The 14,673-nt window shown below is 66.5% G+C and carries 13 protein-coding genes; 6 read left to right on the top strand and 7 right to left on the bottom strand.

Features of this window, described 5'->3' with window-relative positions:
- Window positions 1-72: 72 nt before the first annotated feature.
- Window positions 73-420, bottom strand: a complete 348-nt coding sequence (locus QFW96_RS26995; RefSeq protein ID WP_281458553.1) for a hypothetical protein — start codon at window positions 418-420, stop codon at window positions 73-75.
- On the opposite strand from QFW96_RS26995, the gene QFW96_RS26990 reads away from it, so the two are divergent.
- Window positions 419-1,219: a DUF5753 domain-containing protein gene (locus tag QFW96_RS26990; RefSeq protein WP_281458552.1), complete on the top strand. Its 801-nt coding sequence runs from the start codon at window positions 419-421 to the stop codon at window positions 1,217-1,219. The genes QFW96_RS26995 and QFW96_RS26990 overlap by 2 nt on opposite strands.
- 22 nt (window positions 1,220-1,241) lie before the next feature.
- Window positions 1,242-1,631: a DUF397 domain-containing protein gene (locus tag QFW96_RS26985; RefSeq protein WP_281458551.1), complete on the top strand. Its 390-nt coding sequence runs from the start codon at window positions 1,242-1,244 to the stop codon at window positions 1,629-1,631.
- Window positions 1,632-1,691: 60 nt separating this feature from the next.
- Here the strand turns inward: QFW96_RS26985 and QFW96_RS26980 are convergent, their stop codons facing one another.
- Both QFW96_RS26980 and QFW96_RS26975 read right to left on the bottom strand, forming a co-directional pair.
- A complete protein-coding gene (locus QFW96_RS26980) occupies window positions 1,692-2,759 on the bottom strand; it encodes a glycoside hydrolase family 62 protein (RefSeq protein ID WP_281458550.1) in 1,068 nt (355 codons plus the stop codon).
- 89 nt (window positions 2,760-2,848) lie between these two features.
- Window positions 2,849-3,835, bottom strand: a complete 987-nt coding sequence (locus QFW96_RS26975; protein ID WP_281458549.1) for a glycoside hydrolase family 10 protein — start codon at window positions 3,833-3,835, stop codon at window positions 2,849-2,851.
- 947 nt (window positions 3,836-4,782) lie between these two features.
- Between QFW96_RS26975 and QFW96_RS26970 the strand changes: the two genes are divergently transcribed.
- Together QFW96_RS26970 and QFW96_RS26965 are read left to right on the top strand one after the other, a co-directional pair.
- The gene (locus QFW96_RS26970; protein WP_281458548.1) at window positions 4,783-5,655 is read left to right on the top strand and encodes a DUF3592 domain-containing protein; all 873 of its coding nucleotides are present in this window, start codon (window positions 4,783-4,785) and stop codon (window positions 5,653-5,655) included.
- A 1-nt stretch (window position 5,656) separates the two neighbouring features.
- A complete protein-coding gene (locus tag QFW96_RS26965) occupies window positions 5,657-6,091 on the top strand; it encodes a DUF3592 domain-containing protein (RefSeq protein ID WP_281458547.1) in 435 nt (144 codons plus the stop codon).
- Window positions 6,092-6,094: 3 nt separating this feature from the next.
- On the opposite strand, the gene QFW96_RS26960 is transcribed toward QFW96_RS26965, so the two are convergent.
- The 3 genes from QFW96_RS26960 to QFW96_RS26950 form a co-directional block, all read right to left on the bottom strand.
- Window positions 6,095-7,309: an acyl-CoA dehydrogenase family protein gene (locus QFW96_RS26960; RefSeq protein ID WP_281458546.1), complete on the bottom strand. Its 1,215-nt coding sequence runs from the start codon at window positions 7,307-7,309 to the stop codon at window positions 6,095-6,097.
- A 649-nt stretch (window positions 7,310-7,958) separates the two neighbouring features.
- Window positions 7,959-8,654, bottom strand: a complete 696-nt coding sequence (locus QFW96_RS26955; protein ID WP_281458545.1) for a DUF5710 domain-containing protein — start codon at window positions 8,652-8,654, stop codon at window positions 7,959-7,961.
- A 219-nt stretch (window positions 8,655-8,873) separates the two neighbouring features.
- Window positions 8,874-10,001 (bottom strand): DNA/RNA helicase domain-containing protein, encoded by a 1,128-nt coding sequence (locus QFW96_RS26950; RefSeq protein ID WP_281458544.1) that lies wholly within the window; start codon window positions 9,999-10,001, stop codon window positions 8,874-8,876.
- A 264-nt stretch (window positions 10,002-10,265) separates the two neighbouring features.
- Between QFW96_RS26950 and QFW96_RS26945 the strand changes: the two genes are divergently transcribed.
- Together QFW96_RS26945 and QFW96_RS26940 are read left to right on the top strand one after the other, a co-directional pair.
- The gene (locus QFW96_RS26945; RefSeq protein WP_281458543.1) at window positions 10,266-10,694 is read left to right on the top strand and encodes a hypothetical protein; all 429 of its coding nucleotides are present in this window, start codon (window positions 10,266-10,268) and stop codon (window positions 10,692-10,694) included.
- Between the two features lie 121 nt (window positions 10,695-10,815).
- Complete coding sequence (locus QFW96_RS26940) at window positions 10,816-12,915, top strand: tetratricopeptide repeat protein (protein WP_281458542.1); 2,100 nt, start codon at window positions 10,816-10,818, stop codon at window positions 12,913-12,915.
- Here the strand turns inward: QFW96_RS26940 and QFW96_RS26935 are convergent.
- The gene (locus tag QFW96_RS26935; protein ID WP_281458541.1) at window positions 12,912-14,513 is read right to left on the bottom strand and encodes a hypothetical protein; all 1,602 of its coding nucleotides are present in this window, start codon (window positions 14,511-14,513) and stop codon (window positions 12,912-12,914) included. The two genes, QFW96_RS26940 and QFW96_RS26935, sit on opposite strands and share 4 nt — an antisense overlap.
- Window positions 14,514-14,673: the final 160 nt, after the last annotated feature.

Here is a 14,673-nt window from a genome sequence, read left to right as displayed (position 1 = left end):
GCTGTGATCTTCATCGTTGCCGGCACCCAGAACAACCCGAACGGGCCCCGGAGGCGCACGGGTCGAGGACGGTCACTGTTCGTCCTGGTGCTGGTCGGTTCGGGTCGCTGCTCGGGGATCGACCCAGACCAGGTGCTCGGTGAAGGCGTCACCGGAGCGGAACGCGACCAATGCTCGTTCCGGTGTCTCCAGGCTCATTCGGAGACCGCCGTCGACGTCCACGACTTCGGCTCGGTCGTCGAAGGCGATTCCCCAGGCGATGATCTCGGCGTCGACACGGTCGCCGTACTCCTGCACGATCGCGAACACCTTCGGTGCGAAGTCCGCGACCAGGCCCTCGATCAGTTCGGTGAACCGGGCGCGGCTGCATATGGGGCTGAGTCCGGATTCGTCCGGTGAACCGTCGATCGCGCTGGTCATGGGCCCTCCGAGGAATGTTGATCTCATCGAGACGAGCCAGTCGCGCATCGCCCTGCTCGTCAACGGCGGCGGCAGCAGCTCGCCCGGTGACCTGGTGCTGCTCGCCGACAAGCTCGGCTTCGACGACGAGGGCTACAAGGAATCCCTCCGCGAACTCCGCCGCGACAACCACAAACGAGGCTTCTGGACCACAGGCCACAACCGCGCCTACTCCGAGGACCTGCGGCTGCTGGTGGACCTGGAAAAGCACGCCGACCAGATCCGCGCAGCGCACGTCGAGGTGATCCCGGGCCTGCTGCAGTGCGAAGCGTATGTCCGAGCCCAGCACGTGGAGAGGTCCGGAGCCGGTGATTTGTCGCTGGACGAACGGGTCGAGGCGCGATTGGCGAGGCAGGAAATCCTCGGCGACTCCGAGCCGCCGGTCGTTCAGTACGTCATCTCGGAGTCGTGCGTGCGACGCACCTGCGGGGATGCCGAGGTCATGCGGGAGCAGATCGATTTCCTGATCAAGCTCTCGAAGCGGCCGAACGTCATGCTGCAAGTCATGCCCTTTGACCAGCCGGTCGGTCGTCGTGTGCCCATCGAGAGCCCGTACACGCTGATCCACGTCCCCTCGCCGGGCGCGGCAGGTCCGTTGGAGCTGGTCTACGTCGAGGGTGAAGGCGAGATCAGGTACCTCGACGACAAGAAGGCGCTCGCTGCGCACGAAGCAGCTTGGGCCCGTGTCTCGAACGCCGCGCTACGGTTTGAAGAAACTCGAAGGTTCCTGAAGTCGGTATCGCAAGACTTCAGGAAGTGAGCGCACGAGGGAACCGAGGACGATGACGACGCTGCCCACTTTTGCTCAGGATGACTTCCACAAGGCCACAGCCAGTCATGCGGACAAGGAGTGCGTCCGCGTCGCTCGCCGGGATGGCTGGGTCGAGTTACGCGACGACAAGAAGTCCTTCGGTGCCACCGACGACCTGCGGATTCGCTTCACCGAGGAGCAGTTCGACGCCTTCCTCGTCGGCGTGCGCTCCGGGAACGTCGGTGGCTTGTGCCTGGCGATGACGGCCCGCTCCGACGGGACCTACACCCTCCGCAGCACCATTACGCCGACCCCAGGTCCGGAGCTCGAATTCACCGAAGCCGAGGTCGCTGCCTTCCTCGACGGCGTCGCCCGAGGCGAGTTCGACCGAGACGTCATGTCGCAACTGATGTCCGCGTAGAGACAAACCGGCACGGGACGGCCCGGCGTCGTCGGCCGGGACGTCCCGCGGGGTGTGGGGTCAGCAGTCGGAGTTGGTTTGGGTGGCCTTGCTGATCTTGTAGGGAAGGTCTTCGTAGGCGCCGCTGGAGGACGGGTCTTGGCCCTGGTAGACGAGTTCGAGGTTGCAGGGGTCGATGGTCATGGTCTGGTCGTTGGTGCTGCGGATCAGTTCGCCGTGGCTGATGTCGGCCGTCCAGGCGTTGCCGTCGTCGAAGGTGACGTTGTTGCTGCGGGCGAACGGGTTCTCCTCGGTGTCGGCCAGCGGTTTCCACTCGCCGTCGAGGCCCTCGGCGGTGAACGACCGGTACCAGCGGCGGTTGTCGGAGCCGATGGCCTCCCACATCAGCAGGTAGGTGTTGGTGTCGCGGACGCGGTAGACGGCGCCGCCCTCGAAGAGGTTGTTGGCCGTGTCCTCCAAGACGATCTGGGTGTTGCCGAAACCGTTCGGGAAGTTCTGCAAGGTCGTTTCGGAGCGGTAGACGTGGCCGTTGTCGTCGGCTGAGAACAGGTAGCAGTTGGTGTCGTCGCAGGTGACGAAGAAGTCCAGCCAGAAACCGTCGCCGATGTTGTCCTGGACGACCTGGGGGACGGAGTCCATGAAGTTCCTGGGCGCGGACCAGCTGGTCGGATCGTCGGGGTTCTTGGTGGTCGAGTACGACGGCAAACCGGTCTGGTAGACGAGGTACCACTCGTCGGTGGGCGCGAAGTAGAAGGCGTGGGGCGCCGCGCGGTAGCCGGGGCCGATCGCCGACGCGGTTTCCAGATCGACCTGCGGCGCGGTCGAGGCCTGGGACCAGTCGCGGAAGCTCGTGTGGGCCAGGCCCCAGTCGCCGTTGTCGACCCTGGTGAAGAACACGTGCCAGGTGCCGTCCTGATCCTGGACAACGGACGGGTCCTTGGCGGAGGCGGAGTTGAGGTCCTCCGCCGGCGAGATCACGGGCCCGGTGGAGGACCACTCGAAACTGCTCGGCAACTGCGATGTCTCGGGCGCCGCTGATGCCGGACCGGCGAGCAGCACCGAGCCCAGCGCGGCGACGGTCATCACGACGACGGGACGAGAGCGCTGACGACGTGCATGAACATGCATGGCAAGACTCCCTCGTGATTCGGCTGGAGGGCCAACCTGGGAGTTGGCCCTCCAGCCGGGAAAACGGGTGATGCGCAGGGGCTGTCGGGCTACGCGCCCGCGCTGTTCAGGGCTTCGAGCACGGCGCCGTAGGCTTCCTTCTTCTGGTAGTTCCCGTCGAACAGCAGCGGGGTTTCCTCGGCGCGCCAGGAGTACGCGTCGGTGATGCCCCAAACCGTGATTCCCTTGCAGCGTTCCACCGCCAAGCAGGCTTCGGTGACCGTGCGGTACGCGTCGGCCTGCGCGGTGCCCGAGCCACCGACGTCCAGCTCCGTGACGTGCACGTCGACCCCGAGGTCGGCGAAGCGCTGGAGGTTCTGCTGGTAGGTGCTCAGATCGGTGTCGGTGCTGAGGTGGGTTTGGAAGCCGACGCAGTCGATCGGCACCCCGCGAGCCTTGAAATCGGCGACCATGTCGTAGACGCCGTTGCTCTTCGCGTTGATGCCGTCGGTGTTGTAGTCGTTGTAGCAGAGCTGGGCGTTCGGGTCGGCGGCGTCGGCGGTGCGGAACGCCTCCTCGATGTAGCCGTCGCCGAGCTGCTGCTGGAAGTGGGAGTCGTCGCGGCGAGTGCCGTCCTCGTCGAACGCCTCGTTCACCACGTCCCAGGACGCGATCTGGCCCTGGTAGTGGCCGGCGACCCCGTTGATGTGATCGATCATCGCCTGGTTCAGCGCGTCCCCGGTGAGCTGTTGAACCCACGGCGCGAGCTGCGAGTGCCACACCAGCGTGTGACCGCGCACCTGCATTCCCTGGCTCTCGGCGTGACCGACGACCTGGTCACCGCCGCTGAAGTCGAACTGGCCCTGTGCCGGTTCGGTGGTCTCCCACTTCATGTTGTTCTCGGCGACGACGCTGTTGAACTCCTGGTTCAGCGTGTCGACGTACGGCTGCTCGCCGAAATAACCGGGTTCGATCGCGGTTCCGAAGTACCGCCCGCTCTGGGCGGCCGAATCGCCCAGCGTCTCGGCGGCGTGGGCCGTACCGGTGAAGAGCCCGACGCCGCTGGTGGCGAGAACACCGGATGCCAACAGCGCCAACGCCGTCCGACTTCGGGGTCGTCGAACGCTCGAACTGTGCTTCACGAGAACTCCTTCTCTTGTTTTTCAGGGGAAATCTCTGCGGCGCTCACGGCGCGCGGAACATGCGGAATCGCTTGCGGGTGTCACCGCACTGCGTGAAAGCCGTTGCTGCGGAACGCGGAGTCAGCGTTCGTGACGGCCCGAGTCATCTCGTGGCGCGGTCGCCGAATCGGCAGCCAGTGAAGAACTGCCCATCGGTCTTCATCGCCGCGGCGGCACTCGCGGTCAGAACACTCCGGCGGGTGTGGGCACGACTGGGCCAGAACATGAGAACACCATCCCGGTGAAGCAAGGAAATGCCTGCTGACAAGGGGAGACCGCGCACAGCGACGCCCTGAACGGGGCGTTCGCGTGGTCGGACAGTGTTCGGGCCGTGTTGGTTTCGCATGTTACGGCCCCGCGTCCCGTTGTCAACGGCTCGTGACGCGGATCCGCCGCATGGGCGCGTTCTCGCTGCTCCGATCGTTGCTGGTTCCGGTGGTTGACCTGAAATTTCGAAACTTTCTGCCGCGAAACGGCTGAAGTTTCCGCTTCACCAGCTGTTCCTGTTGACTCCGGCGCACTTCCGTGGGTTACTATCCTGAAAGTTTATAGATAGTTCCGAAAATTTCGGGCTCGTGTTGCTCGGCAATGTGCCTTCCGCTTCGACGATGAAGAGGGGAGTTTCCGTGCCCATCCGCGCTGGTGCACGATGCTTTTCGCAGAACCTCTCGCCTCCGACGGGTGGCGTCGACCACTGCCGAAAGTCGGCGCACCCCGGGTCTCGCCCGGACTGAGCCCGAGCGGGTTCAGGGGTGCCGCAAACGGGAGCAACCTCGCGCAGGTCTCGCACGTCCTGTTAGTGGATGCGCCGCGTTTGCCCTGGCTGCGAACGTGGTTCAGCCCGACGAGGGGAACGGTGCGGGATGACCGAAGTCGAACGCGTGAGGGCCTTGATCGACCGCCTGCCGGGCAAGGTCGGCATGGTGATGGCTCCGTTCTACCTCCTGGTGTTCGGGTTCAGGGAGCTCTTCCTCGTCGCCCGCTTGCGGCGGCGTGGCCTGATCGCGGAAGGCACTGTGGTGGACAACGTCCGCACCGGCGACTCGGCGTACGGGCCGGACCTGTCTCCGGTGATCGCCTTCACCGACCACGCGGGCAATCTCGTCGAGTTCACGCCGGTAGCGCGAGGAAACGGCCTGGAACTGGCCACCGGCAGCGCCGTCGAGGTGATCTACCTGCCCGAAGCGTCTCCGGACGCGCGGGTCAACACCGCCGCGCACCTCCTCGTTCCGGGGCTGTTGGCGGTCGTGGCCGGAGGGTTGGTCCTCGCGCTGGTCCTGACACTCATCCTCGCGTTCACGCCAGGCACCTACTCGGTGGGAACCGCGGTCGGCCGATGGCTGATGCCCGCAATCCTCCTGGTCGGCGGTGGCGGCATGTTCGCTGCGGGAATCCAGGAATGTCGTGCGGTCAACCGGGTTCGCCGCCGAGGTCTGCGAACGCGGGGACGTGTGATCGACGGCGTGACCTCGGACAAACGCACCTACTACGTCGTCGGCTTCACCGATCATCGCGGTCAACCGGTCGAGTTCACCCGTCCGGCCAGCACCCGCCGGCTGGCCCGCACGGGCCGAGCGGTCACCGTGATGTACCTACCCGACCAGCCGACCGAGGCGCGAGTGGCTTCGCGTGCTTGGTGGGTACCCGCGACAGCCCTGCTCCTGGGAGGGACCGCCATGATCATCACCGCGGTGGGTGTTGTCGTCTCCGCGATCAGCAACCCCGGCGGGATGTGACATGGCCGGGCAGAAGCGCGAGAAGAACGCGATGCAGCGAGTTCCCGGCAAAGCAGGCCTGGTCGTCGGCGGTGGCGCCGTCCTGGGCTGGGGGAGCGGTCAGATCGCCGCCGCGTGGCGGCTGCGGCGGAGCGGTCAGATCGCCGAGGGCACCGTCGTGCGCAACGTGCGCCTCGACGATTCGGAGTACGGGCCCAGGTGGGCCCCGGTCATCGCTTTCACCGACATCGCGGGCAACCGAGTCGAGTTCACGCCGCTGGCGCACGGCCCGGGCAAGGGAATGACCACGGGCAGGACGGTCGAGGTGATCTACCACCCGGACGCGCCCCGAGAAGCGCAGGTCAACAGCTTCTCCCACCTGCTGCTGCCCGGTCTGGTCGCCTGCATCGGCGGCGTGGGGTTCCTGATGTTCGTCGCCTACCTGCTGCTCCGGTGAGGCTCAGGCCAGCCCGAGCTGCTCGTTCGCGATGAGTCGGTAGGTGGGCTCCTTGAGCTGCGGATTGCGATGCCCGACGGCCTGGGCCAGGTCGCGGAACACCCGCTCGAACCGCTCGCCGCGCCGGGACGCCGAGGCTCCGACCGTGCGGTAGAGATCGCGGTCCACCGCCTCCCACGCCTGCACGACGAGCTCGCGCCCGATCCCGCCGAGCAGGTTGTCGGTGGCGGCCGAGAACGTCTCGGTGCCCGCGACGTTGGCGCGCGCCGCATCCATCCAGCGGTCGAGCGCGTGGAACAGCGCCGACTCGGCGACCTGGAGCTTGACGAGCGCGCTGCCGTACCAGCGCAGGAAATCTGGGTCCTCGGTGCGCGGCGCGAAAGGCGGTAAGGGCGCCTTGCGCGTGCGCATGACGTTCTCGTACTCGTCGAGGGCGTTGTAGCCGCCACCGATGGTGAGCGCGGCGACGCCGATGCCGAACGATGACATGTGACGCCCCGAGTACATGGGGTTGCCGTAAGCCAGCGAGCCCGGGCTGTGCCCGTCAAAGCCGTAATCGGCCAGGTTCACGTCCTCGACCATGAACCGCTCCGGGAGGAACGCGTCGTCGAACACGATGCTGTGCGAGCCGGAACCGTTGAGCCCCAGCATGTTTCCCCAATCGTCGAGACGCCGATACGCGTCCTTCGGCGCGACGTACAGACCGAGCCGCGGACTCCCGTCAGCGTTCGTGCCGGGCAGCACGCACTGCCCGATGAAGTGCGTGGAGTAGGGGATGCCCGAGCAGTAGTTGACCGTCCCGTCGAGCGTCCACCCACCATCAACCGGAGTCGCCCGCGTCGTCGGCGCGTACATAGAGGCAGCGATCAACCGCCCCTCGTCGTAAACCTCGTCGTGGATCTCCCGCGGAAACCAGTTCCCGAACATCAACGCGTGGTTGGAGGACAGGCAGAAACACCACGCCGTCGACATGTCCGCCCGCGCCAGTTCGATGACCACCCGGTAGAACGTCGCCAGGTCGACCTCGAGCCCGCCCTGCGCCTCGGGAATCAACATCCGGTAGAAGCCGGCCTCCTGAAACCACCGATGAACCTCACTGTCGTAGAACGTGTCCCGCTCGACGCGCTCAGCACGCGCGATGAGCTCGCCCCGCATCTCCCTCGCCGCCTGGACCAGCCCTTCGCGGACCTTCACCTGCTGGTCGTCGGCGGTGTTCAAGACGGTCATACGTGCCCCGATTCAGCGAAGATGAACGGCATGCGCGTATACGTACTACCAGCAGCACGCAAACCCACCGCCCTCGGGGCCGACTCGAAAACTCCCAAATACGGTATTCTGCAGGAAAAAAGCCCATTTCTGGCGACCGTCGAGCTGCTGAACGTCCCCGGTGATCCCTGCTTGGCGCTCGGCTGCGTTGCCAGGGCGCATCGTCCTCGCGGAATATGAGATCCATCAGGAAGGCCGAGTCTTCGTGTCCTTCCGGCCTTTGGGAGTCGTAGGTCGGGATGAAGGCGAGCCACAACGGCACCCGCGAGGCCCTTGTCGTCGCCTACAGCAACACGCCCTGGTAGAAGCTCCAGCTCACGGCCTTGTGGAGGCTCGACAAACTACCTCCGGTACCCGTCATCGATCGATATCAGCCCCTCGCCGCAGACCCGATGCCTGTCTACCACTTGATTGGCTTCTGCCTGGAAAATCCCGAATGCGTGGGTGAACTCGGAATCAAGGCTGTGCTGCGCCGGGTTCGCGGACACGTCTGATGAAAACCGGTTCTGGTCCTTAATCGTGGACAGCCCAGGTAGTGCCAGTTCTTGGGTGGCCAGGACCAGTCTTTCCTATTGCGGCGCTGCCACAGCTGTTGTCACATTCAGCGTTGGTCGAGGCCCCGTTCGGCATGTGAAGGGCGTTCATCGGCGCTCGGTGGTGGCGCAACCGTGATTCCCGCGTCGGTCAACATGCTCAGGTTGAGTGACCAGGTGTACTTGGAACGGTGGCGCCACAGTGCGAAAGCCGCGTCGATATGTTCATCGGCATGGCGCGCTGACATTCCCGTGACCTCGCGCAGGTGAGCCAAGGCCTGCGCATCGATTCCTCTGACCTGCGCAAATCCGAAGTGCGTTGTGGTGTGGCAGTCGGTGCACAGGCAGATCAGCCGTCGCAGGCTCTGGGTTCGGGTGTGATCGTCGTAGTGCCAGCGTTCGTGCGCTTCGAGCCAGCGGCGACGTTCGCGGTCTTCACCACGGCCGCAGATCTCGCAACGCTGACCGGCGCGGCGGGTGATCATGCGTCGCAGGCGTTCCCAATCGCGCTTGGCAACGCAGGAGCGGACGTTGGTGAACCAGCATGACGAGGGAACGAGGTCTACGAAAAGTCCTTCGCCGAACGCGCGGTCCTCGCCCGGCAGCAAGTCCGGCACTTCGGGCAGGGCCGCCCACTTCTGCAATTCCGTCATGCCGGGCTTGGGTGCGTACCATCGCTTCGCGGACGGATCCCAACGCGCTCCTAGGGCTTTGGCCTCGTCCTTCTCCGAAAAGGGAACATCCAACCAGTTCTTCTGCGCCATGCTTTCATCACCGTCCGAACGTGAAGGTGGTGCGGGTTGCCGCAAGGTCCAGGCCGAGAGCCAGTCACAGCCAGTGACTTAGCGAAGTCGACCACGCGATGACGTATCGAGACGTGATCGCGCACTACGCGATCAACAACTCTTATCAACACGCCGTATCCCGTGAGTGACGTTAAGGTCGCACTGACTTGAGCCGGGCTGGTTTCGGTGATCATCCACCTAATGGACCAACGGTCTAAGCTGAGCTTGCGCTTTCCACCGGTTTTGCTGGTCGTTCGATGCGATCTGCCCCCTGGAGGATTTGTCCCCTTCTCGAAGTGGACGTACGTCGAGCTCGTCTTGGCGTCCGACCACGGTGTTGAAGTACGCGAAGACGTTCACATGTCGGGGATTCGCCTGCGCGACCTGCTCTCGGAGGGTCTCGGTGAAGGCCTTCGAGCCGGTGGCGTGCATGACCCGCTTGTGCCTCCGGGCGAGTGTCGTGAGCAAGGTTGTCGCGATGGCGCTCTTGCCCGATCCGGGGCCACCACGCACGACCACCACGGTCTTCCGTTCGCGACGAGACACCGCTGTAGCGCGTTCAGCCTGTGCCACAGCATTCGTGACGAGGTTGTAGGCGACCTGCTGCTCGTCCAGGAGGACGAAAGCGGGCCTCTCTTCGAAGGAGGTCGCCACGGTCTCCATGAGCTTGCGCCCTGGTGCGATCGTCGCACCGAGGAGCTCGTCCGCGGCTGCGCTTGCGGCATCCCGGGACCTGGGGTCCGTGGAGAGCGCACTCCGCAAGCGTTCGACGAGCGCGTCGGCCTCATCGCGCGCGTAGAGGTCGACGAGACCGTGGGACTCGTAGTTGTAGAGATCTGAGATGGCGTTGCGGTCAGCGTTGTGGAGGTAGACGACAGCCTTCGGCAGCTCACCTTGGCGGGCGAGGGAGGGGGTGAAATCGAGCAGGTGCTGCTGGTAGCGCCGCACCTGGGCGACCGGAGGCAGGGAAGGTTGTTTCAGGCCCGGAACACGTACTAGACCATCGGCGATGGCCTCAGCTTTGCTCCACTGCTTCAACTCGACGAGGACGTACGAATTGTTGCCGGTGTCGGGATGCTTTCCGCACACGAGGGCGTCGATGCGCTTCGGGCTGTAGGGGAGCGAGTGTTCGAGCACGACCTCCACATGCCCGAGGCCCGCATTGACGAGCAGTCGGAGCAGTGCGGGAAGGCTTTCCTGCCAGGAGTTGACCTCACTCCGGTTGGGCCTGCGTTTCCCGTACACGACCTTCGCCAGTGCTTTGGCGAGTCGTCCCTGCTCTGCATCCTCGAGCAGCTTCGAAGCCTCACCCCGAACCTCGTTCACCCGACCCCCACCAAGATCCCACGATCGTGATCAGCTGGCGGGCGATCATAACGGTCAGCGACGATGCTGTCCCTCGAAATGGTGATCTTGCTATAGCAATTCGCCGTCGCGGCTGACAACAGTTCGCATGTGCTGCGAATTGGCTGGGCTGTTCGGGTGATGGGTGGTTCGGATGAACAGAACGTCGACTGATCGTCGGTGCTGTTCGTTAGCGTCGGGTCGGAGCGATGCTGCTGGACCTGTCCCGACCGGGAGTGAGTTGACGTGCAAGCGCTGGAGGCATGGTCGTGGGTGGCCGGCATCGGCTCGTTCTTCGTCTCGTTCGTGTCGTTGTTGCTCGCGGGATACACGGCATGGCCCACGTTCGTCGCGCGCCGTGAGGCGAAGCGCAGCAAGGAGAAGGCTGAGCTGAGGGCCGAGATCCGAGCGGCCGTGCGGGAGGAACTGGCCGCGCGTGCCGCCGCCGAGGCTGAGGCGGAGAGGCGACGCGCGGCGGTCGAGGCGGGCGAGCCCCCTTATGGCCCGCCCCGCCCCAGCACCCCGAGCCCCGGTGTTCCGCCCGGCCAGTTCGGGCAGCCCGCTAGCGCTGGCCAGGCAGGGCAAGGCTGGCCGCGAAGCACCAAGGTTCTCGGCCTGGTCGCCGTGGTGGCCAGCGCCCTCGGAGTGTTGATCTTCATGGTCCCGATGCTGTGATCGATCGCGGCCCAGCCTCGGGTCGTGATCGCGTAGGGTGGGCGGTCGATCACGGTGTGGATGGTGTTCGCCCTGGGGGAATGGGATGAGTGATCCGGGACGTAGTGATGATCTCGGGCGGGTGACCAACGAGCTGTCGGGGACCGTGCGTGGGACGGTGTTCCAGATCGGCCAGGTCAACGGGTCCGTGGGTGTTGGTGGCCACGACGTGATTCCGCATGACGTTCCGGTGCCGACGGGGTCGTTCTTCAACCGGGTCAAGGAGCTGCGGGATGCTGCCGCGTTCCTGAAGCCCGCGACCGGTCCGGCGCGGATCGCCATGTTCACCGGGCTTCCCGGGGTGGGCAAGACCTCGGTCGTGCAGCGTGCGGTGGACGCTTCCAACGACGGTGCTTATCCCGGTGGTGAGCTCTACGTCGACCTCGGGTTCCTGCGGGAGAACGGGACGACCGCGGTCAACGACGGGCTCGCCGACTGCCTGCGGTCGTTGGGCGTGGACGACAAGGTGATGCCGCCGACCTTCTCGGGCCGGGTGAACCACTACCGCTCCAAGACGCGTGACCGCGCGATGCTCGTGGTGCTCGACGACGTGATCGAACCCGCCGAGGTCGCGCCGTTCGTCCCGTCCGCCCCGGGCAGCGCGGTGCTGGTGACGAGCAACCACCAGCTCAGCGAGCTCGTCGTCGACCAGGCCGAAGTCGTCCCCGTGCATCCGCTGTCGGACGAGGACGGGGCCAAACTGCTCGCCTCGTTGTGCACCGAGAACCGCGCGGTGGAGGAACCGGCGGCGATCCGCGAACTGGCGGGACTGTGCGGGGGCCTGCCGATCGCGCTGCGAGTGGCTGCGGCCCGCCTGCTGAGCCATCCGAGCCTTTCGGTGAGCGACCTGGTCGCCGAGATCCGCGCTGAGAACAGCGGTTTGGCCCCGTTCGGCTCTCCCAAGACGAACCGCGTCGCCTCGGTGTTCACCGCCTGCTACAACGAGCTGCCCGACGCCGCGGCCCGGCTCTACGAGATGCTGGGGCTGTTCCCGGGCGTCGACTTCGACAGGGACCTGATCCTGTCCCTGGGCGGTGGCACGCCGACCGAACTGCGCCGGGCGCTCGACGCGCTGCTGGAAGCGAACCTGGTGCTGGACAAGGGCCGAGGGCGCTACGGCCTGCACAGCCTCGTCCGGCGCCACGCTCGGGGAGCCGCGGACGCGGCGCACGACGCCGCCCGGCTCCGGCACGACGTCCTGCGTCGCTCCATCGCCTACTTCCTGCGCCGATGCGCTCACGCCGATCTGGCCGTGATGACCAAGAAGCGGCTCCGCATCACGTCCCACGACGAGGTGCTGGCCGGCGAGCCCAGCCCGTTCACCGGTGAGGACGCCAAGAAGGACGCGCTGCGGTGGATGGACAGCGAGCGGACCAACCTCATGGCGGTCCTTCGCGCTGCGCTCGACACGGGTGCCCACCGCGCGGCGTGGCAGTTGGCCGAGGCCATGACCGCGCTCTACGTGAACCGCCGCTACCTGGAGGACTGGGTCGAAGCGACGAGGATCGGAGTGCGCGCGGCCCAGCTCGACGACAACCGGCAGGCCGAAGCGCGCCTGCGCAGCTTCGTGTCCCGAGCCTACAGCGACCTCGGTGACCTCGACGCGGCGCAGGCCGCGCTGGACGAATCGCTGCCGATCGCCGAAACGACCGGCAACCAGCGCCTGGTGGCTTCGGTGTGGGAACTCATCGGCCGGGTCCACGACGTGCGCGGAGAGCACGAGAGCGCGGTCGCGGCCTACCGGCGCACCATCGCGCTGTTCGAGGCCGCGTCCGATGGGCGCGGAGCCGCGTTCGTGACGTACTTCCTCGGCACCAGCCTCCTCGAACTCGGTCAGCCCGACGAGGCCCTGGAAACCCTGCATCACGCGATCGGGCTCATCCAGACCGTCCCCGACCAGCGAATGGAGGGGCGTGCGCTCACCGCGGTCGGCCTGACCCACCACCGGCTCGGTGACATCGAGCGGGCCGTGGCCGTGCTGCACCAGGCCGTGGACCTGCTGTCCCGGGGCGATGACCACTACTACGCGGCGCACGCTCACGAAGCCCTCGCCACCGTGGCCGAGACCATCGGCGATGCCGCGCTGCGCCGGGACAGCCTGCAACGCGCGATCGAGATCCACGCGAGGTTCGGCACTCCACGCCTCGAAGCGCTGCAGGCCGAGTTCAACGAACTCGGTTAGGAGACGGTCAGGCGGACCCGCAGCGACGTCTCGCCCGCGTGCACGGCGATGTCGCGGTCGCGGAGATCGCCCTCGAGCCAGCAGGCGTACACGGTGGAGGCAAGCAGCATCGCGTCCGCCGACCCGCTCACCTCGACGACAGGTCCACGCCGGACCGCGGCGACGCAGCCCGATTCGGTCGCCGCCGCGGTGACGCGAGCACCCGGAAGTGACTCCAGAGCGCGGGCCGCCCACGCGCGAGCCCCCGGAGCCGGGGAAGGGGCGCGTCGAACGAACACCGAAGCCTGGTGCGGGCGGTGCAGATCGCGTTCGTCCTCCTCCACCGCGAGGTGCCGTATCGAGCCCGCCTCGGCAGCCACGTCGTGCTGCCGGGCCGAAGCCGGAAATCGCCGGATCCTCAGATGACCGTCGGCACTGAGATCGGTGAAGGTGTCGTAGGCGGTGACCGGTTGCGGCGTCACGTCCACATCCGGAGGCCGCAGCAGCGGCGGCTCACCGGGCGGGGGAGCCAGGTTCAACTCGCTGTAGAGGAGATCGCGCAGCCTGGTCTCGGCGTGACCGACGTGGGCGAAGATCCCATCGGTGAGACCGGAGAACCGCTGCGGGTCGTGGTGGGCGAGAGCGCGCTCCACCTGTTCCCGCAGGCCCGTTCCCGGAACCAGGTGCTCAGCGGTGCGGCCCAGCTCTTCGACCGGGGTGCCGGGCACGTGCTCGGCACCGAACGCGGACAGCAGCAAGGGCTTTCCGAGCGCCGCGCTGTAGAGGCTCAGCGAGCCGTGGTCACCGACCACCACGTCGGCGGCCACGAGGGCCGCGTGCCAGCCGCGTTCCGGGGGAATCAGCAGCAACCCGGCGTCGAGGGCGCGGTCGAAGAAGTTCCGCACCACCCGGGATCCGTACCAGGCCCAGATGTTGGGGTGCATGACCAGCGCGACCTGGTACTCGTCGCTGGGCAGGTCGGCCAGCATTTCCAGCGGCAGCGTCCGCCACGCTCCCAGCTCCGACTCGCTGCGCCAGGTCGAACTCAGCAGCACCAGCTTCCGGTCACCGAGCCCGAGCTTCCTGCGGTAGCGGTCGCGCAGCGGCAGGCTCGCCCGCAACTGGTCGTAGGTCGGGTCGCCGGTCACGGCCGTGGAACCCGCGATCTCGGGACAGGCTTCCAGCAGTTGCCGCTCCTGCGAGGGGTGGCTCAGCACCAGGCGCACGCGGCCGGTCCGCAGCGCCTCCACCGGCGGAAGCCCCGCCAGCCGGGTGCCGCGGGTGGTCGGATCGGGCACCCACTTGTTGAAGCCGATGCCGTGCGGCAGCACCACCGTCGTGCCCCGGAGGCGGCTGAAATCGATGTTCTCGCTGGCCGACAGCGCCAACGCGTAGTCCAGCTCGCCCACCCGGTCCCACGGCACGATCTCCTCGACCCCGGACGCGGTGAGCAGCTCGTGCGCGCCGGCGCTGTAGCGGGAGGTGTCGTTGACGGTGAACACGGGCTTGACCCGGAAGTCGTCGCGGAAGAACCGCAGCGCTTCGAGCAGGCGACCGGTCGAGGTCACGGTCCGCGCGACGACGAGAACCGTGCGCTCGCAGTTGAACGTACCCTGCACGGGTTCCTCGGGAGTGACCGGGAGCAGCGGGCGCGAGAGATCAGCCCTCATGCTCGCCGTCCACGCTCGGTCTCGCACCCCGGTCGGGGCACGAGCCCGTTACAGCTCGGGCCTCGGGCCTCGGGCCTCGGGCCTCGGGCCTCGGGCCTCGGGCCTCGGG

This window comes from Saccharopolyspora ipomoeae, assembly GCF_029952525.1.
GTDB classification, from domain to species: domain Bacteria; phylum Actinomycetota; class Actinomycetes; order Mycobacteriales; family Pseudonocardiaceae; genus Saccharopolyspora; species Saccharopolyspora ipomoeae.
This window is presented reverse-complemented; position numbering and strand designations above follow the sequence as displayed.

Bases quoted from the DNA above. Each gene is read 5' to 3' on its own strand.
- QFW96_RS26965 (WP_281458547.1), top strand. From the start codon at position 5,657: ATGGCCGGGCAGAAGCGCGAGAAGAACGCGATGCAGCGAGTTCCCGGC.
- QFW96_RS26990 (WP_281458552.1), top strand. From the start codon at position 419: ATGGGCCCTCCGAGGAATGTTGATCTCATCGAGACGAGCCAGTCGCGC.
- QFW96_RS26985 (WP_281458551.1), top strand. From the start codon at position 1,242: ATGACGACGCTGCCCACTTTTGCTCAGGATGACTTCCACAAGGCCACA.
- QFW96_RS26955 (WP_281458545.1), bottom strand. From the start codon at position 8,654: ATGGCGCAGAAGAACTGGTTGGATGTTCCCTTTTCGGAGAAGGACGAG.
- QFW96_RS26995 (WP_281458553.1), bottom strand. From the start codon at position 420: ATGACCAGCGCGATCGACGGTTCACCGGACGAATCCGGACTCAGCCCC.
- QFW96_RS26980 (WP_281458550.1), bottom strand. From the start codon at position 2,759: ATGCATGTTCATGCACGTCGTCAGCGCTCTCGTCCCGTCGTCGTGATG.
- QFW96_RS26970 (WP_281458548.1), top strand. From the start codon at position 4,783: ATGACCGAAGTCGAACGCGTGAGGGCCTTGATCGACCGCCTGCCGGGC.